General features: G+C 42.2%; 19 protein-coding genes. 14 read left to right on the forward strand and 5 right to left on the reverse strand.

Going from position 1 to position 17,509, the window contains the following annotated elements; translation table 11 throughout:
* Positions 1 to 120: 120 nt before the first annotated feature.
* The 10 genes from FPL17_RS11375 to FPL17_RS11420 all read left to right on the forward strand — a co-directional run bounded on the left by FPL17_RS11375 (position 121) and on the right by FPL17_RS11420 (position 11,655).
* Positions 121 to 468 carry a DUF4124 domain-containing protein gene (locus tag FPL17_RS11375; protein ID WP_159885143.1) on the forward strand — a complete coding sequence of 116 codons (348 nt, stop codon included), beginning with the start codon at positions 121 to 123 and terminating at the stop codon, positions 466 to 468.
* Positions 469 to 611: 143 nt separating this feature from the next.
* Positions 612 to 3,236 (forward strand): leucine--tRNA ligase, encoded by a 2,625-nt coding sequence (leuS, locus tag FPL17_RS11380; RefSeq protein WP_159885145.1) that lies wholly within the window; start codon positions 612 to 614, stop codon positions 3,234 to 3,236.
* Positions 3,237 to 3,328: 92 nt separating this feature from the next.
* On the forward strand, positions 3,329 to 3,838 hold the full coding sequence (locus FPL17_RS11385) for an LPS-assembly lipoprotein LptE (RefSeq protein WP_005184924.1): 510 nt from the start codon (positions 3,329 to 3,331) through the stop codon (positions 3,836 to 3,838).
* A gap of 9 nt (positions 3,839 to 3,847) precedes the next feature.
* Positions 3,848 to 4,843 carry a DNA polymerase III subunit delta gene (gene holA, locus FPL17_RS11390; RefSeq protein WP_151717021.1) on the forward strand — a complete coding sequence of 332 codons (996 nt, stop codon included), beginning with the start codon at positions 3,848 to 3,850 and terminating at the stop codon, positions 4,841 to 4,843.
* A gap of 38 nt (positions 4,844 to 4,881) precedes the next feature.
* Positions 4,882 to 5,712: an SIR2 family NAD-dependent protein deacylase gene (locus FPL17_RS11395; protein WP_159885147.1), complete on the forward strand. Its 831-nt coding sequence runs from the start codon at positions 4,882 to 4,884 to the stop codon at positions 5,710 to 5,712.
* A 108-nt stretch (positions 5,713 to 5,820) separates the two neighbouring features.
* A complete protein-coding gene (locus FPL17_RS11400) occupies positions 5,821 to 7,164 on the forward strand; it encodes a MacA family efflux pump subunit (protein WP_159885149.1) in 1,344 nt (447 codons plus the stop codon).
* A 1-nt stretch (position 7,165) separates the two neighbouring features.
* Positions 7,166 to 9,157 (forward strand): MacB family efflux pump subunit, encoded by a 1,992-nt coding sequence (locus FPL17_RS11405; RefSeq protein ID WP_005184928.1) that lies wholly within the window; start codon positions 7,166 to 7,168, stop codon positions 9,155 to 9,157.
* Positions 9,158 to 9,168: 11 nt separating this feature from the next.
* Positions 9,169 to 10,557: an efflux transporter outer membrane subunit gene (locus tag FPL17_RS11410; protein WP_159885151.1), complete on the forward strand. Its 1,389-nt coding sequence runs from the start codon at positions 9,169 to 9,171 to the stop codon at positions 10,555 to 10,557.
* Between the two features lie 237 nt (positions 10,558 to 10,794).
* On the forward strand, positions 10,795 to 11,322 hold the full coding sequence (locus FPL17_RS11415) for a hypothetical protein (RefSeq protein ID WP_159885153.1): 528 nt from the start codon (positions 10,795 to 10,797) through the stop codon (positions 11,320 to 11,322).
* An 84-nt stretch (positions 11,323 to 11,406) separates the two neighbouring features.
* Positions 11,407 to 11,655, forward strand: a complete 249-nt coding sequence (locus FPL17_RS11420) for a hypothetical protein (RefSeq protein ID WP_159885155.1) — start codon at positions 11,407 to 11,409, stop codon at positions 11,653 to 11,655.
* A gap of 94 nt (positions 11,656 to 11,749) precedes the next feature.
* Here the strand turns inward: FPL17_RS11420 and FPL17_RS11425 are convergent, their stop codons facing one another.
* The 3 genes from FPL17_RS11425 to orn all read right to left on the reverse strand — a co-directional run bounded on the left by FPL17_RS11425 (position 11,750) and on the right by orn (position 14,119).
* Positions 11,750 to 12,553, reverse strand: a complete 804-nt coding sequence (locus FPL17_RS11425; RefSeq protein WP_005184938.1) for an enoyl-ACP reductase FabI — start codon at positions 12,551 to 12,553, stop codon at positions 11,750 to 11,752.
* Positions 12,554 to 12,696: 143 nt separating this feature from the next.
* Positions 12,697 to 13,431, reverse strand: coding sequence for a Bax inhibitor-1/YccA family protein (locus FPL17_RS11430; RefSeq protein ID WP_004804311.1), 735 nt, complete (start codon positions 13,429 to 13,431; stop codon positions 12,697 to 12,699).
* 127 nt (positions 13,432 to 13,558) lie between these two features.
* Entirely contained in the window at positions 13,559 to 14,119 is a 561-nt protein-coding gene (orn, locus tag FPL17_RS11435; protein ID WP_005184949.1) for an oligoribonuclease, read from the reverse strand.
* Between the two features lie 124 nt (positions 14,120 to 14,243).
* On the opposite strand from orn, the gene rsgA reads away from it, so the two are divergent.
* The 4 genes from rsgA (at position 14,244) to secB (ending at position 16,576) form a co-directional block, all read left to right on the forward strand.
* The gene (gene rsgA, locus FPL17_RS11440) at positions 14,244 to 15,302 is read left to right on the forward strand and encodes a ribosome small subunit-dependent GTPase A (protein WP_004804309.1); all 1,059 of its coding nucleotides are present in this window, start codon (positions 14,244 to 14,246) and stop codon (positions 15,300 to 15,302) included.
* A 94-nt stretch (positions 15,303 to 15,396) separates the two neighbouring features.
* On the forward strand, positions 15,397 to 15,813 hold the full coding sequence (locus FPL17_RS11445) for a rhodanese-like domain-containing protein (RefSeq protein WP_005146887.1): 417 nt from the start codon (positions 15,397 to 15,399) through the stop codon (positions 15,811 to 15,813).
* 11 nt (positions 15,814 to 15,824) lie between these two features.
* Entirely contained in the window at positions 15,825 to 16,085 is a 261-nt protein-coding gene (gene grxC / locus FPL17_RS11450; protein ID WP_005184953.1) for a glutaredoxin 3, read from the forward strand.
* Between the two features lie 32 nt (positions 16,086 to 16,117).
* Complete coding sequence (gene secB, locus FPL17_RS11455; RefSeq protein ID WP_004804306.1) at positions 16,118 to 16,576, forward strand: protein-export chaperone SecB; 459 nt, start codon at positions 16,118 to 16,120, stop codon at positions 16,574 to 16,576.
* A 90-nt stretch (positions 16,577 to 16,666) separates the two neighbouring features.
* Here secB and FPL17_RS11460 read toward each other — a convergent pair whose 3' ends face one another.
* Both FPL17_RS11460 and FPL17_RS11465 read right to left on the reverse strand, forming a co-directional pair.
* Positions 16,667 to 17,275 (reverse strand): alpha-ketoglutarate-dependent dioxygenase AlkB family protein, encoded by a 609-nt coding sequence (locus tag FPL17_RS11460; RefSeq protein WP_159885157.1) that lies wholly within the window; start codon positions 17,273 to 17,275, stop codon positions 16,667 to 16,669.
* On the reverse strand, positions 17,262 to 17,507 hold the full coding sequence (locus tag FPL17_RS11465) for an Ada metal-binding domain-containing protein (protein ID WP_159885159.1): 246 nt from the start codon (positions 17,505 to 17,507) through the stop codon (positions 17,262 to 17,264). Before FPL17_RS11465 ends, FPL17_RS11460 begins: the two co-directional genes overlap by 14 nt.
* Between the last annotated feature and the right edge of the window lie 2 nt (positions 17,508 to 17,509).

Genomic DNA, 17,509 nt, shown 5'->3' on the forward strand with positions numbered 1-17,509 from the left:
TCTTTTTAAACGCCCATTTATCAAAAAACTATTTTCTTTTGACTTAAACCTAGGCATTGTAAACTGCTTATTTAGGCGCTTTGATCGAATATAGATAACATTCTCTTGGGGAGATCAAATATGAAGTCATCTTATTTAAAAACAAGCTTATACACGATTGCGACAACAACGTTACTGCTCTGTTCTAGCCACAACTATGCCCAACAATATTACAAATGGGTCGATGCCAATGGTTCAACCCATTACACCACCACCCCACCGCCGAAAGGAGCAAAACGTTTGGACAAAGTTTCGACTTATGGCAATAGCCACCAAACAACGGCCCCTAGTGCTCAACAAGGACATCAAGCCACACCAGACGTGACACCAAATGAACTGCAGCATGCACCTCAAGCTGTGCCAGAAGTTCCTGCAAACACAGTGAAACCGCAAAGTCCACCGCCAGCTTCAGCAACATCCAACCGCTAAACATATGCATGATCCTGCAAGGCCTTACTCTAGACTATGGCCTTGCAGATAAAATCCCGATCTAAAAACTGACATTTCCTACAATTTTGCGCTATGCTGTGCAGCAATCTTAACTTTACTTTTTTGTTGTATCGCATATCCCTATGACGACTTCTCACATTGACTCCGAATATCAAGCAAGTGCCATTGAGCCTCAAGTTCAACAAGACTGGGACAATCGCAAAGTTTTTAAAGTTGCAGACACTGTAGAGGGCAAACATCGCTATATCCTGTCGATGTTCCCGTACCCAAGTGGCAAACTGCACATGGGGCATGTGCGTAACTATACTATTGGTGACGTGATCAGCCGTTTCCATCGCTTAAAAGGCGAAACAGTATTACAACCAATGGGTTGGGATGCGTTTGGTTTGCCCGCTGAAAACGCAGCGATTGCACATCAAGTTGCACCAGCAAAATGGACTTTTGAAAACATCGCTTACATGCGTGACCAATTAAAAAAATTGGGTCTGTCTGTCGATTGGGATCGCGAATTTGCAACTTGTACACCAGAGTACTATCACTGGGAACAATGGTTATTCGTACAGCTTTATAAGAAAGGCTTGATCTATCGTAAGCTTTCAACCGTGAACTGGGACCCAGTAGACCAGACCGTGTTAGCCAACGAGCAAGTTGAAAATGGTCGTGGTTGGCGTTCAGGTGCATTGGTGGAAAAACGCGATATTCCAATGTACTACTTCCGCATCACCGACTATGCACAAGAATTATTAGACGATTTAGATACTTTAAAAGATGGTTGGCCGCAACAGGTCTTGACTATGCAACGTAACTGGATTGGTCGTTCAACTGGGATGGAAATCACCTTCCCTTCTGCCAATCCAGCAATCTATGCAGATGGCCTAACCGTTTATACCACGCGTGCAGATACCTTGATGGGTGTGACTTATGTTGCTGTTGCAGCAGAACACCCAATGGCGCTTAAAGCAGCTGAAAACAATCCTGAACTTGCTGCATTTATTGAAGAATGCCGTATGGGTTCAGTGGCAGAAGCGGATTTAGCGACTGCTGAAAAGAAAGGTATGGCAACAGGCTTATCTGTTAAACATCCAGTGACTGGCGACGAACTTCCTGTTTGGATTGCCAACTATGTATTGATGTCATATGGTTCAGGCGCTGTGATGGCGGTTCCTGCACATGATGAGCGTGATTTTGAATTTGCCAATAAGTTCAACTTGCCAATCAAACAAGTGATCGATGCCCAAGGTGCTGAAGATGCAGCATATTCTGCAACTGAGTGGCAAGAATGGTACGGTTCTAAAGATGGCAAATTGGTTAATTCTGGCGAGTTTGATGGTTTAGCATTCCAAGCTGCTTTTGATGCCTTCCTTGCAAAATTAGAACCACAAGCTTTAGCAAATTCTAAGGTTCAATTCCGTTTACGTGACTGGGGTGTATCTCGTCAACGTTACTGGGGTTGCCCAATTCCAATGATCAATTGTAACAACTGTGGTCAAGTCACTGTTCCAGAAGATCAATTACCTGTGGTATTACCAACCGATGTAGTTCCAGATGGTTCGGGTAACCCATTGAACAAGATGCCTGAATTCTACGAAACTAAATGCCCAAGCTGTGGTGGCGATGCTCGTCGTGAAACAGATACCTTGGACACCTTTGTAGAATCATCTTGGTACTATGCACGTTATGCATCTCCTGATTTCACTGGCGGTATGGTAAAACCTGAAGCGGCTCAAAGCTGGCTTCCTGTGAACCAATATATCGGTGGTGTTGAACACGCAATTCTGCACTTACTTTATGCACGTTTCTTCCATAAGTTGATGCGTGATGAAGGCGTGGTACAAGGTAACGAACCATTTACTAACTTGTTAACTCAAGGCATGGTGTTGGCTGATACCTTCTACCGTGAAGCAGAAAACGGTAAGAAAACTTGGTTCAACCCTGCTGACATCGAATTAGAACGTGACGAAAAAGGTCGTATCCTTTCTGCGAAATATTCAGGTGATGGTCAGGAAGTTGTGATTGGCGGACAAGAAAAAATGTCTAAGTCAAAAAACAACGGTATCGACCCACAAGCGATTATTGACCAATACGGCGCAGATACTGCTCGTGTATTCATGATGTTCGCTGCGCCACCAGATCAATCACTCGAATGGTCTGATGCAGGTGTTGAAGGTGCAAATCGCTTCTTGAAACGTGTTTGGCGTTTGGCTGCTGGTTTCTTGGAAAAAGGCAATCAAACCACAGCAATCGATACAGCAAACTTATCGAAAGATGCGCAAGATTTACGCCGTAAAACCCATGAAACCATCCAGAAAGTCGGTGATGACATTGAACGTCGTCATGCGTTCAACACGGCTATTGCCGCATTGATGGAATTACTCAATGCCAGCAACAAGTTCGAAGCAAAAGATGACAATGATGCCGCGGTTGCACGTGAAGCAATCACCACATTGTTGATCTTACTTGCACCATTTGCACCGCATTTGAGTCAAACTCTGTTGACTCAGTTTGGCTTGGAATTAACGACAGTCGAATTCCCGCAAGTGGATGAGTCAGCGTTAACCCGTAATACGCAAACGATTGTTGTACAAGTGAATGGTAAACTTCGTGGTAAGTTAGACGTCGCAGTCGATATTTCAAAAGATGACTTATTGGCTTTGGCAAAAGCATTACCAGAAGCTCAACAATTCTTGACGGGTCCAACCAAGAAAGAAATTGTTGTACCAAATAAACTTGTTAACTTAGTTGTTTGATAATCCCTTTTAATCTCTCTTTTATTCAAAAGAGAGATTCCCTCAATTGAACAAAGAGGGCTTAGGGAAGATGAATAAATAGAGGAATAAATATGCACTTAGCGCAACGTGCAGCTGCTATCGTTCTCACTTTAGGCCTAAGTGCAGGTTTAGTCGGCTGTGGCTTTCATTTAAAAGGAAGCAACCCAACAGCGGCACCACTGGTCTATAACAAGTTAACACTTGCAATGCCAGCAAATACGGGCGAACTTGAGAATAAACTCAGTATTTATCTCAGCGCTACAGGGGTTCAACTCAGTAACGCCAATGATGCTTATGTACTGCGGATTTTGGATTACACTCCTCGCCGCCAGTTACTCAACGGTAAATTGACTGAAGTATTATTACGTTTAACCGTAACCTTCCAGATTGAAGACCGTCAAGGTAAGAAAATTACTGAGCCACGTACTTTAACGGCTTCTCGTACTTATCAATACGACGTTGCAACGGTGAACACCGATAACCAGCAAGAAGCTTATCTGAATCGAATTGTAATTGATGACGTTGCCCAACAAGTGACTCGTCAAATTGCAGCCAATCGTTTACCTAAAGCTCAGCCATAATCACGCATTATGAAACTGGATTATGTTCAAGCGTTAAAACGTGTAGGTGAGGCTCGCGGTGCATGGATCATGCACGGACAAGAGCCTTTACTTGAACAAAACCTGCTCGATACTTTCCGTAAAAGCTGGCAACAACAAGAAGTTGAACGCCAGCGCTATGACATCAGTAGCGTGAATGACTGGAAAAATGTCTTTAACGCACTGAATAGCCTGTCTCTGTTTTCACAACAGCTTGCAATTGAAGTGCATGGCAATATCAAACCTGATGCCAATGGCCTAAAACTGCTTAAAAGCTATATTCAGCATAATGAGCATAATTTATTACTGATTGTCTTGCCGAAACAAGACAGCAGCAGTTTAAAGTCAGCCTTTTTCCAAGTGGTTGAAGCCAATGGTGTCGTGGTTCCACTCACGGCGACCTACCCACAAGATCGTCAGCGGATCTTAAGCATAGAAGCAGAAAAGCTGGGTATCCAGCTGAATAATGATGCTTGGCAATGGCTGATGCAGCATCACGAACATAACCTGCTCGCTGCAAAAAATAGTTTGATGCGTGTTGCAGACACCTTCCCAGATATTCAACAAATTCAGATTGAACAGCTATATGCCTGTTTACAAGATCAGTCTCGCTATACCACTTATGATTTAAGTGATGCATTGCTTGCTGGAAACTTGGCACAGTCGGTCAAGATTTACCAATATCTGATCGCTGCGGGTGAGCCAGATAGTTTGATTTTATGGACGTTGAGCAAAGAAATGCGTTTATTGATGCAATTATTTGAGCAACCACACAATGCCATCCAGCTTGGGATCTGGAAAACCAAAGTTTCACAATATCAACAAACCTTACGCCGTTTGAATCCAAGACAATTTTTAACTTGGCCTGATTTATTACTGCGTATTGATGCTTCAATCAAAGGCATGTCCAAAGAAAACCCTGAACATTTAATGCTGCAAGCTTTAGCCGAACTTTGCAGTACAACTTTATTTGCACAGCCCGCTTAAACACTAAAAATTAAATAATAAAAATAATGGATTCCACTATGCCATTCCATTTAAATCCAAACCAAATTGAACACATACAACGTCTATTTAAACATGCAGACAGCCTGATCATCAGTGCAGGTGCAGGCATGGGCGTCGATTCGGGTTTACCTGACTTTCGTGGCAATCAAGGTATGTGGCAAGCTTATCCCGAGCTAGGTAAACAACGTATCGATTTTACCGAAATTGCCAATCCAGCCGCTTTTAGACATCACCCACGTTTGGCTTGGGGATTTTATGGGCATCGTTTAGACCTTTACCGTCAAACCCTGCCCCATCAAGGATTTCATTTACTTAGACAATTGGCCGAAATATTAGAACTACCTTATTTTGTATTTACCTCGAATGTCGATGGGCAATTTCAAAAAGCAGGCTTTGATCCCAAGCAAATTTATGAATGTCATGGATCAATTCATCACCTACAATGCCTTGCTGCATGTAAGCAAGACATCTGGCCCGCTGATGATTTAACGCCAGAAATTGATCAGCAAGATTGCCAATGGTTAGCTCCACTTCCCTTGTGTCCAAGCTGTGGGAATTTAGCGCGCCCCAATATTCTGATGTTCGATGACTATGCATGGCTCAGCCAGCGTCAAAAACAACAAAAGCAACGTCTAGACACGTTTCTACAGATACATCACCAACCACTCGTGATTGAAATAGGTGCTGGCACCGCAATCCCGACTGTACGTTATTTTAGTGAGCGATTTGCGCCTAATCTCATTCGAATCAATCCCCGTGAATTCGAACTTCCCTCTCAAGGAGGCATCGCGCTGCCAACAAATGCGGAAATTGCTGTACGCAGTATTTATAAGATATTTATAGAATAACTCAGCAGAAAAATAGAAAATAATTCTCATTCTAGATTAAAAATATTCACGCTTTATCCTTATTTCACTTTTATACTAAGTCCAGTTTTCCACTTTTGACCTGTCGCCATGCCAAAAACAACCATTAAAAAAATCCAGCCTCGCAAAATCATCATGATTGCTATCGGGGTACTGATCATTGCAGCACTCGGATGGATGTTCTTTAAACCGAAAGCTCAAGCACCACAATATATTAGTGCCGAAGTCTCCAGAGGAGATATCGAAAACTCTGTACTGGCAACTGGTGTGCTTGAAGCCACCAAGATGGTAAGTGTTGGTGCGCAGGTGTCGGGTCAGGTCAAGAAAATGTATGTGCAACTCGGCGACCAAGTCAAACAAGGTCAACTGATCGCACAAATTGATTCGATTCGCCAAGAAAACGAACTCAAAACAGCCGAAGCCAGTATTAAAAATCAGCAAGCACAGCTCGCAGTACAACAAGCTAATTTGGCAAAAGTTGAAGCAGAATATAAACGTCAACAAGCCATGTTTAGCCAAGATGCAACTTCACGTGCTGAACTTGAAAGCGCATTAGCCAATTATAAAACTGCTCAAGCGCAAATCACGGCAATTAATGCACAAATCGAGCAGTCACGCTTAACACTCGCAACAACAAAAGAAGATTTAGGTTATACCCGTATCGTTGCGCCGATGGATGGCACCATTGTGGCGATTGTGACGGAAGAAGGTCAAACCGTAAACGCCAATCAAACTGCTCCAACCATTGTGAAATTAGCCAAATTGGACACCATGACCATCAAGGCACAGATTTCTGAAGCAGATGTTATGAAGGTTGAAAAGGGACAAACCGTATATTTCACCACTTTAGGCAACAGTGATAAAAAGCATTATGCAAAACTACGCCAAGTAGAGCCTGCACCTAACTCAATTAATACCGAAACCAGCAGTAACAGTAGTTCATCGACCTCTAATGCAGCGGTTTACTACAATGCTTTGTTTGATGTTCCCAATGAAGATGGTCAATTACGTATCGATATGACAGCACAAGTTTATATTGTGTTGGCAGAAGCAAAAAATGCACTGACCGTTCCTGCAGCAGCCATTCAAACTCAACGTGGTAACCGCAGTAAAGACCATCAAGCCAATGGTAACGCATCAGCAGAGCAAGCGAAAAAATCAGATAGCGACAAAGCACAACGTCCAAAACGTCTTGAACTGAGTGAAGAAGAAAAAGCGCTGATTGCACAAGGTAAAGCATCAACAGGTATGGTTCGTGTATTACAAGCTGATGGTACGGCTCAACCGCAACCTGTATTGATTGGCCTGAATAACCGCGTTACAGCTCAAGTACTGAAAGGTTTAAAACAAGGTGATCAAGTGGTCATTGCCGATGCTTCTGACAGTTCAAACGAAGCAGCAAAACGCAGTAATCAACGTGCAATGAGAATGTAATATGACTCAAAATCAAACGCATTCATCACAGCCACTACTTGAGGTCAGCAACCTCACTCGTGAGTTTCCTGCGGGTGAAGGAACTGTACAAATCCTGAAAGGCATTGATTTAAAAATTTATGCAGGTGAATTGGTTGCCATTGTGGGTCAATCAGGTTCGGGTAAATCCACCCTGATGAACATCTTGGGTTGTTTGGATAAACCGACTGCGGGTAGCTATCGTGTCAGCGGTCGAGAAACGCGACAACTTGAACCAGATGAACTGGCCCAATTACGCCGTGAATATTTTGGTTTTATTTTCCAGCGTTATCACTTACTCGGCGATTTGAGTGCTTCTGGTAACGTTGAAGTACCTGCAATTTATGCAGGCGTTGATAGCCATATTCGTCAGGAACGCTCTGCTGAATTGTTGTCTGAGCTAGGCCTTGAAGAACGCTTACATCATCGACCAAGCCAGCTTTCTGGTGGTCAACAACAACGTGTCTCCATCGCCCGTGCCTTAATGAATGGCGGCGATGTGATTCTTGCCGATGAGCCAACAGGTGCATTGGATAAGAATAGTGGTATTGAAGTGATGCGCATTTTGCGTGAGCTAAATGCCAAAGGCCATACCATTATTCTGGTCACTCATGATCTCAATGTCGCGAAAAATGCGACCCGAATTATTGAGATCAGCGACGGTAATATTATTTCAGACCGTGCCAATGTGCCTGAAAATGCCGATTCTGATTTAGAACATCAAACCCTGCAACGCACACCACAGAAAAAAACCTCAGCTTGGCGCTCTTTCTTCGATCGTCTTGGTGAAGCGTTCCGTATGGCACTGCTTGCCATGAATGCACACCGCATGCGGACTTTTTTAACCATGCTCGGGATTATTATCGGGATCGCCTCCGTGGTCTCGGTGGTGGCACTTGGGAATGGCTCACAAAAACAAATTTTAGAAAATATCAGTAGTCTGGGTACCAATACCATTACCGTATATCAAGGTCGTGGCTTTGGTGATAATTCACGTGCTTCACAAGTCAAAACACTGGTTCCAGCCGATGCAGAAGCATTGGCAGAACAGCCTTATGTCGATGGGGTCAGTCCTTCTGCCAATACCAGTGTGACACTTCGCTATAAAGATACTGAAGCATCTGCAACAGTGAATGGTGTCAGTGAGGATTTCTTCTATGTCCGTGGCATGACCTTTAAATCAGGCCAGCCCTTTGACAAGAGCAGCGTTACTCAGCGTACCCAAGACGTGGTAATTGATACCAATACCGAAAAAACCTTTTTTGCAGATGGGACCAATCCCGTTGGTCAAGTATTGTTATTGGGTAGTGTACCAAGCCGTATTATTGGGGTGATTGATGCCCAACAAGGCTTTATGGGAAGTTCTGACAGCTTGAACGTTTATCTGCCCTACTCTACGGTCATGAGTCGTATGTTGGGGCAATCCAATGTTCGTAGCATCATTGTCCGTATTAAGGATGAATACCCGAGTAGTGCCGCTGAAAATGCAATTCTGACCTTGCTAGAACAGCGTCACGGTGCTCAAGATGTATTTACCCAAAACTCAGACAGTATTCGTGAAACCATCCAGCAAACCACAGCAACCATGACTTTGCTGATCTCGGCAATTGCCGTGATTTCTTTAGTCGTTGGCGGTATTGGGGTTATGAACATTATGCTGGTTTCTGTGACTGAACGAACCCAAGAGATTGGCGTACGTATGGCGGTTGGTGCTCGACAAAGTGACATTTTGCAGCAATTCCTGATTGAAGCAATTCTGGTCTGCTTATTGGGCGGTGTACTCGGTGTACTACTCTCTTTAGGGATTGGTCAAATCATCGGGCACTTTGCCAAAGGCGTAATTGAAATGAGTTATTCAACCACCTCGATTGTCGCGGCCTTTGTCTGCTCAAGCATGATTGGTATTGTATTTGGCTTCTTGCCAGCACGAAATGCAGCACAACTCGACCCAGTTGCTGCTTTAGCGAGAGAATAAGGAATTTGAGTATGTCTTTTCAATTCACAAAATTAGGACTTGCACTGGTACTCACTGGTTCCTTAGCTGGCTGTTCTGCTGTGGTCAAAACACCCTATAACGCCCCAACAGTCCAAGTGCCACAACAGTTCCAATACGATGCACAAAAAAGTAAAAATGTGAATCTAACTGATCAATGGTGGACGCTATTTAACGATGCCCAATTGAATCAATTGGTCGATCAAGTGCTCGCTAAAAATAGTGACTTAAGTGTCGCAGGTATCACCCTACAACAAGCTCGACTACAAGCTGGTCTGGCTGAAAATAAACAAGGGATTCGAACCAGTTCTAGCGTTTCCGCAGGTCATAATTATGATTTGCGTTCAGGTGATGGCTCTGATCGTGGTTTATCGACTAGCGTTGGTGTTAGCTATGAACTCGATTTATTTGGCAAGCTTGCCAGCCAAACCGAAGCAAGCCGATGGGAAGCTTTAGCCACTGAACAAGATTTGCAAGCGACAGCACAAAGTCTAGTTGGCACGACAGCAAAACTGTATTGGCAGCTGGGCTATTTGAATGAACGCTATCAAACCATTCAGCAGAATCTTGCCTCAACTCAAAAAACCTATTCTTTGGTACAGTCGCAATATAAAGCAGGTGCAGTATCTGGTTTGGACTTAACCCAAGCTGAACAATCAGTACAAAGCCAAAAAGCCAGTCTAAGCCAGATTGAGCAGCAGCGTGTTGAAGCACGAACTGCACTTGCAGTGCTGTTACATGAACCTGTACAACAGCTCAATATTCAAGAGCCTGCGCAGTTACCTCGTAATGCTTTACCAAATATCGCTGTCGGACTCCCTGCTGATATTTTATCGCGTCGCCCAGACCTACAAGCATCTGAGTTACGTCTACGCAAGACTTTAGCGAATAAAGATGCGACCAAAGCCAGCTATTATCCTTCGATTAATTTGACGGGAAATGTTGGTTCTTCTAGCACTTCTTTAACGCAACTGTTAAAGAACCCTGCTTTGACACTCGGTGCAAGTCTCAGCCTGCCCTTTCTTCAATATAATGATATGAAGAAAGACATTGCAATCAGTGACCTTGAATATGAAAAAGCCATTACCCAATATCGTCAAACGCTATACCAAGCTTTTGCCGATGTAGAAAATGCACTATCAAATCGCACTCAACTGAATCAGCAAGTGCAGTTACAGCAACGTAATGTCGAGCTGGCAGATAAGACCGAACGTTTAACCGAAGTGCGTTATCGCAATGGTGCGATTGCATTAAAGAACTTATTGGATGCGCAGGAAACCACACGTAATGCACGACTCAGCTTGGTAGAAACCAAGCAGAATCAATACAATGCGTATGTGACTTTAATGCAAGCCATGGGTGGAAGTCCGGTTAAACCATAATTTTAGGGATATGGTTTGATTACTTTTTAATGATATAGGGTAGGTACGCTGTATCAACATCATTAAGTATGAGGAGATGAAAATTTGTTTCCAATGCAAAGTCTGCGGTTCTCAAGAGTGTAGAAATGGGGATAAGGAAATAAATGACTTTGATATAATCGGATATGAAGTTTGTGTGGAGTGGTCAGAGTCTTTAAATTCTATTCCTGAAAAAATGAAAATGGCTGGTGGATGCGATTGGATAAAATGCCTTCTTTGTCCGAAAATCGAGTCATCCATGTTCAACAACCATTTAATGAGGATATAGGTGCATTATTTTGGACTTTATATGCACCTGCATTGTCTTCATTGAATGGATATGAAGAGCACATGGAAGAAATTGAGTCTAGTGCTTTTGTTAAATGTAAAATCGAATCCGTTTTATTTTCCAACGATATTGAAGCATGGCTGAAGGTATCAATAAACGAAGTAAAACCACTAACAGAATTTTCGAATTTACTGCCTCAAAGGCAGGAAGAAATTTCGATTTGGAGCCTAATTTATGACCTTGAAAACGATTATATCGCTAGATATAAGGATTGGATATATTATTCAGGTCAAGCACAAGGAGACTTGGGTAACTGGCTTATAATTAAAATGATAGAGCAAAAACCTTATCTTGTTGCCCTCGGTGAATGGACATTCCATCAAGATGCAGCATATATGTGCAATATGCTTTTAAGTGATAAATCTTATGCAAGAGTACTACAAGCAGAAGAAATCTAATAACTCCTATATAGATGAAATCCTCTAGAAAATTAAAATGCATCATATTTTGTAGTCAAAGGATTTTTTAATGAGTCATGAAAAATGATAGAAGTATTTGTTCCAGCATTAGTGACATTACTTGTTCATGCAGAAAAGTTTGCTAAAAAGCCTCTTTCAAAAGAAGAGGTTTTGCAAATTAGAGATAATGCCACCGTTATTGTCGCGCCATTGTCAGCTATGCCTGCTCTGTTGAAAAGCCGTGGCTACTGTGATCTTTATGCTCCTGAGGCATGGGAACAATGGCAACTTTATCGTGAAGGTGAACTTGATCTAAGTGTTCCAGAAAATTAAAACAGATAAAATACCCTTGTCCTTTATCAAATTTCACATCAAAAAACAAAGCCGCTATAAAAGCGGCTTTATTAGATGATTTAGATCAATCTAATTATTCATCATCCATCATGCTTTGGCTCATACCAACCGTATTAAAGCCACCATCAACATACATGATCTCACCAGTAATACCCGAAGCCCACGGCGAACAAAGGAACAATGCTGCATTGCCCACTTCTTCAATGGTCACATTACGTTTTAGTGGTGCAATTTTTTCATTGGCATCTAACATTTTACGGAAAGATTTAATCCCTGATGCAGCCAAAGTACGGATTGGACCTGCAGAAATTGCATTCACACGAATACCATCTACGCCTAAGCTTGATGCTAAATAACGGACACCTGCTTCAAGTGATGCTTTCGCCATACCCATCACGTTATAGTTTGGCATTACACGCTCAGAACCTTGATAAGTCAACGTCAATAAACAGCCTTGACGCGCTTGCAATAAAGGTTTAGCCGCACGTGCCATCGCGATAAAGCTATAAGCACTAATGTCATGTGCAATTTTAAAACCTTCACGATCCGTTACATCAGTAAAGTCACCATCAAGCGTATGCGCTGGTGCGAAACCAATTGAATGTACCACACCGTCCAAACCATCCCAGTGTTTTGCCAATTCAACAAAGGCATTGTCAATTTCTGCGTCAACAGCAACATCACAAGGAAAAACCAGTGTTGAACCAAACTGTGCTGCAAAATCATCGACACGTTTTTTCAGTTTTTCATTTGGATAAGTAAACGCAAGCTCCGCACCTTCACGGTGTAAGGCAGAAGCAATACCGAAAGCAATCGATAATTTACTTGCAATACCGGCAATTAAAAAACGTTTACCAGCTAAAAGTCCTTGTGACATCTTATTCTCACTCGAAAAATTTTCACCACATCATGCCAATATTCCGTCGCTTGCGGAATTGCATAATCCATCTTTTTTACAATCTTGCATAAAAAAATCGCCTTCACTTGAAGACGATTTGTATTTTTTACTTGAATCAGAACTTAATCATCACCGCGTAACAGACTCAATAAACGCAAGAATGAATAATACATCCACACCAATGTTGCCAATAAGGCGATGGCACAGATCCACTCAAATGCTTTTGGTGCACGTTGTGCAGCTGCATTTTCAATCAAGTCAAAATCTAAGATCAGATTCAATGAAGCAATCACTGCAACAAAAGCAGCAAAGCCAATACCCAACCAGTTACTTTCAAAGATATAAGGAATACTTGAACCAAAAGCCAAACGCAAAATGATCTGCACCACAAATACCAAGGCAATCGCAATCGAAGCTGAAATCACAACTGCTTTAAACTTTTCAGTGGCACGAATCACTTGGAATTTATATAAAGCAAATAAAACCAATGTGGTCACGAAAGTCGCAAGCAATGCTTGTAAAGGAACACCTGGATATTTCAATTGGAAAATAAACGATACCCCACCTAAAAATGCCCCTTCAAATAAAGCATAAGGAATGGCTAAAGCTGGGGCCGTATTACTTTTAAAGGTAGTAATCAAAGCAAGGATTAAACCACCGACTGCACCAATAATCGTTGCAGCATAGGCAATCGAAAGATTCGCTGTCATCGCACAGTAGAAAAATAAGGCCATGCCTAAAACGGCAGCAATCACGGTTAAAAGTACAGATTTTTGAATCGCACCCTGAATGGTCATTGGCTCAGCCAAATCTTGATAGGTTTCTACCCGCGTTAAAATGGGGTTGGTACTTTGCATATAGACTCTCTTTTTTTATAGTTTGCAATTAAAAGCCGAGTTTAAGCGATTTTTTGATCAAGCCCAAACTTTTTTAATGCATTAAAAAAGGAGCCAAAGCTCCTTTTATGTATTACTCAATAATCGATTACTTATCGTTATTCATGATAAAAAAGTATTCGCGGTAGTATTTCAATTCTGCAATCGAATCACGGATGTCATCCATCGCCAAGTGTGAGGCATTTTTCTTTAAACCACTCATAATTTCAGGTCTCCAGCGTTTCGCTAGCTCTTTCACCGAAGACACATCTAAATTACGGTAATGGAAGAATTGTTCCAATTCAGGCATCAAACGATGCAAGAAACGGCGATCTTGGCAAATCGAGTTCCCACACATTGGTGATGATTTTGGACTCACCCATTTCTTTAAGAACTCAAGGGTTTGCTGTTCTGCATCTTGAGCCTTTAACTTACTGCGGCGTACTCGCTCAATCAGACCAGACTGGCCATGTTGCTTGGTATTCCACTCATCCATCGCATTTAGAATCAAATCAGATTGATGTACCGCTAAAACAGGTCCTTCAGCCAAGATATTCAAATGGTCATCTGTAATAATTGTTGCAATTTCAATAATCTTGTCGTTATCGGTATCGAGACCTGTCATTTCCAGATCGATCCAAATTAATCGTGTATCAGGGGTGCTGCTCATGGATGGCGATTCTAAAGTGCTTAAAAACATCAATAGTAGCAAATTAATTACATCTTGGCTGTAATTCTATGGTGGCTTCGTGCTATTTTTGCGGTCTTCAAAGTGTGGATTTTTTGGGATATGAATGGCTTTAATTCGTAAGCGTCGTTTAACCGAACAACAGCAACGTCGTATTGAGAAACAGCATAAATCACGTCAAGACGACATTGATACATCGCAAGATCTGGATGGACTGGTTGTTCAGCATTATGGTCGTCAACTCGAAGTACAAGCTTTATCTGTGCCTGAACAGCACCCAGAAAAACCACAAGTGGCTGAAGGTGAACCAGAACCGTTCTGGAAACCGATCGAACTCGACAGTGTTTGGCGTTGTCATACCCGTACCAACCTAGAACTGTTGGTTACTGGTGATCGGGTTAAATGGCAAGCGGATCCGATTACAGGTTTAGGCATTATCACCGCGATTTATCCAAGACAATCGCTCCTGACTCGCCCTGACCGTTATCACAAAGTGAAACCTGTCGCAGCCAATATCAGTTTGATTGTGATTGTATTTGCACCTTTACCAGAACCTGCGCCAACACTGATTGACCGCTATTTGGTAGCGTGCGCTGATGCCAATATTCCAGCACTGTTAGTCCTGAATAAATCCGATTTGCTCACTGAAAATGACCCGATTCTCACCTTGCTCAGCGAATATGAATCTTTAGGCTATGAAACCTTGATTTGTCATTCGCAAGGTGACTTATCTGAGCTTTCAAATCGCATTGATAATGAAACCGTTGCCTTCGTTGGACAATCAGGTGTCGGAAAAAGCTCACTGATTAATACCATCGTTCCAGATGCAGCACAGAAAACCAATATCATTTCTGAGAACTCAGCACTGGGTCAGCACACCACAACATCAACACGTTTGATTAAATTTGGAACAAACGGTGCGTTGATTGACTCCCCTGGAATTCGTGAATTTGGGCTATGGCATCTCAGTTTAGAAAAGGTACGCACGGGTTTTCCTGAGATTGAAGCCCATCTAGGACTGTGCCAGTTCCGTAACTGCACCCATACCCACGAGAAAAATTGTGCGCTGAAACAAGCGGTTGATGCAGGTGAAATTTTACCTCGCCGTCTCGACAGTTATTTACGCTTACTGGATGAAATTCAAGAAGCACAGCAAAAAAGTTAATTTTCTTGGTTGTTTGCCCTTGAACTAAAGTTTTTGATCACCATTGAGATAAGTTATACTCAGGGTCAATTTTGATTTTAACTTTAGGTGACTTGTGGAACGCTGGTTAGAGTTTATGGGGAATCACCCCTTCTTATTTGGTGCGCTCGGCGTGTTAATCGTGTTGTTCTTTGTTTTAGAAGGACAACGCAACGGTCGTAAAATTTCACCACAATCTCTAGGTATTTTGGTCAAGGCAAAAAATGCCATTTTGATCGACTTACGTGATGGAAAAGATTTCCGTGATGGTCACATCAGCGGCAGTCGTAACATTCCATATAGCCAAATCACCAGTCATTTAGATGAATTAAAAGCAAGTGATCGTCCACTGGTCTTTATTTGTAACTTAGGTCAAGTTGCAGGCTCTGCATTGCAAAAAGTTGGTCATGCCGACAGCTACCGTTTAGACGGCGGTATCAGCAATTGGAAAGCTCAAGGCTTACCTTTAGTGAAAAGCAAAACCAAAGCTTAAGGAGAGATAAAATGACTACTCAAAACGTCACCATTTATTCAACGCTTTCTTGCCCATATTGCGTACGCGCAAAACAATTACTTGAGCGCAAAGGCGTTGCTTATAAAGAAATTAATCTTTCCAATGAAGCACCAGAAGTTCGTATTGAGTTAATGCAACGTACCAATCACCGTACTGTGCCGCAAATTTTTATCAAAGACCAATTCATTGGCGGTTTTGATCAACTTTATGCTTTAGAGCGTGAAGGTAAACTCGACCAATTATTAGCTTAACAACATCTAAATCCAAGATTTAAGGAAAAACAATGAGCGAAGAACAAGTTCAACCACAACTCGCGTTAGAACGTATCTATACAAAAGACATCTCTTTTGAAGTTCCTGGTGCGCAAGTATTTACTAAGCAATGGCAACCAGAGTTGAACATCAATTTATCTTCTGCTGCAGAAAAAATTGATGCTACACACTATGAAGTGTCTTTAAAAGTTGTGGTTCAAGCAAACAACGAAAATGAAACTGCGTTCATCGTTGATGTAACTCAATCAGGTATCTTCTTGGTTGATGGTGTTGAAGAAGATCGTCTTCCATACATCTTAGGTGCTTACTGCCCAAATATCTTGTTCCCGTTCTTACGTGAAGCGGTAAATGATTTAGTGACTAAAGGTAGCTTCCCGCAATTGCTCCTTACACCAATCAACTTTGATGCTGAATTTGAAGCAAACATGCAACGCCTCCAAGCGGATGCAGACGCGCAAGGTCAAGCATAAGGAATTCTCCCTCTAATCCCCTCTTTGCTAAAGAAGGGATTGGCAGAGATGAATTGTATAAGGACTGATTTTTCAGTCCTTTTTTTATGCTTAAGTCACAATCGTTCTAAAGGTCAGATTCACCCGTGCCGCACTAACTTTCTTGGTCGGAGGTAAGCGATGCAACCAATAGGTTTGCGTGGTGTCTTTCATCACCAATAAACTGCCATGCTCTAAATACAGTTCGACTTTTTCTTTGCTTTGCTTATGTTTAAATGCGAATTTACGCTCTGCGCCAAAACTAAATGAGGCAATCGCACCATCTTTTTTTAAATCCGTCTCACCATCGCTATGCCAAGCCATCCCCTCTTCACCACTATGATAAAGATTGAGCAAACAGGAGTTGAATGTCTCACCCGTTAACTCTTCGGCCAGTTGTTTTAACTCCAGTAATTCCTTGGTCCACGGCAAAGCATATTTATTCATATTGGAATAGGTATATTCAAAGCGCCGATCCCCATACCAAGCTACTTTACGCTTAGTGATGAGCAATTTTCCAAAAATCATGGCCTGATCATTTTCCCATGCAATGGTCTTCATCAGTTGATCAAAATAATAATCAGCCACCGCAGTCTGCACCACTTTGCCATAGTACTGTACCGTGCCGTCATAAGGCAAATGATTCTGCTCTGGATCAGCTTCAATATCAAATAGTTGCATCTTTCCACTTCTTATAGGCTTGCTGCATACAATGTCCACACGGTCGGAAGCTTTGTGCAATTGCTTCATGCTCATCGACAAAAAATACCCGATTCTTTTTCAGCATGCGCTTCCCTGAAGCACAGGTCAATCTGCCATAGATTTTAAGCTGTGCGTTTCCTGCAAACAGAATTTCCTGCTGCTTTAATTTCAGATGCAGCTTGGTCCGCGCCAATTCACTATGTCGCCACATCT

This window comes from Acinetobacter dispersus, from assembly GCF_009884975.1.
In the GTDB taxonomy this organism is placed as follows: domain Bacteria; phylum Pseudomonadota; class Gammaproteobacteria; order Pseudomonadales; family Moraxellaceae; genus Acinetobacter; species Acinetobacter dispersus.

Bases quoted from the DNA above. Each gene is read 5' to 3' on its own strand.
- FPL17_RS11375 (WP_159885143.1), top strand. From the start codon at position 121: ATGAAGTCATCTTATTTAAAAACAAGCTTATACACGATTGCGACAACA.
- leuS (WP_159885145.1), top strand. From the start codon at position 612: ATGACGACTTCTCACATTGACTCCGAATATCAAGCAAGTGCCATTGAG.
- FPL17_RS11385 (WP_005184924.1), top strand. From the start codon at position 3,329: ATGCACTTAGCGCAACGTGCAGCTGCTATCGTTCTCACTTTAGGCCTA.
- holA (WP_151717021.1), top strand. From the start codon at position 3,848: ATGAAACTGGATTATGTTCAAGCGTTAAAACGTGTAGGTGAGGCTCGC.
- FPL17_RS11395 (WP_159885147.1), top strand. From the start codon at position 4,882: ATGCCATTCCATTTAAATCCAAACCAAATTGAACACATACAACGTCTA.
- FPL17_RS11400 (WP_159885149.1), top strand. From the start codon at position 5,821: ATGCCAAAAACAACCATTAAAAAAATCCAGCCTCGCAAAATCATCATG.
- FPL17_RS11405 (WP_005184928.1), top strand. From the start codon at position 7,166: ATGACTCAAAATCAAACGCATTCATCACAGCCACTACTTGAGGTCAGC.
- FPL17_RS11410 (WP_159885151.1), top strand. From the start codon at position 9,169: ATGTCTTTTCAATTCACAAAATTAGGACTTGCACTGGTACTCACTGGT.
- FPL17_RS11420 (WP_159885155.1), top strand. From the start codon at position 11,407: ATGATAGAAGTATTTGTTCCAGCATTAGTGACATTACTTGTTCATGCA.
- FPL17_RS11425 (WP_005184938.1), bottom strand. From the start codon at position 12,553: ATGTCACAAGGACTTTTAGCTGGTAAACGTTTTTTAATTGCCGGTATT.
- FPL17_RS11430 (WP_004804311.1), bottom strand. From the start codon at position 13,431: ATGCAAAGTACCAACCCCATTTTAACGCGGGTAGAAACCTATCAAGAT.
- orn (WP_005184949.1), bottom strand. From the start codon at position 14,119: ATGAGCAGCACCCCTGATACACGATTAATTTGGATCGATCTGGAAATG.
- rsgA (WP_004804309.1), top strand. From the start codon at position 14,244: ATGGCTTTAATTCGTAAGCGTCGTTTAACCGAACAACAGCAACGTCGT.
- grxC (WP_005184953.1), top strand. From the start codon at position 15,825: ATGACTACTCAAAACGTCACCATTTATTCAACGCTTTCTTGCCCATAT.
- secB (WP_004804306.1), top strand. From the start codon at position 16,118: ATGAGCGAAGAACAAGTTCAACCACAACTCGCGTTAGAACGTATCTAT.
- FPL17_RS11460 (WP_159885157.1), bottom strand. From the start codon at position 17,275: ATGCAACTATTTGATATTGAAGCTGATCCAGAGCAGAATCATTTGCCT.
- FPL17_RS11465 (WP_159885159.1), bottom strand. From the start codon at position 17,507: ATGTGGCGACATAGTGAATTGGCGCGGACCAAGCTGCATCTGAAATTA.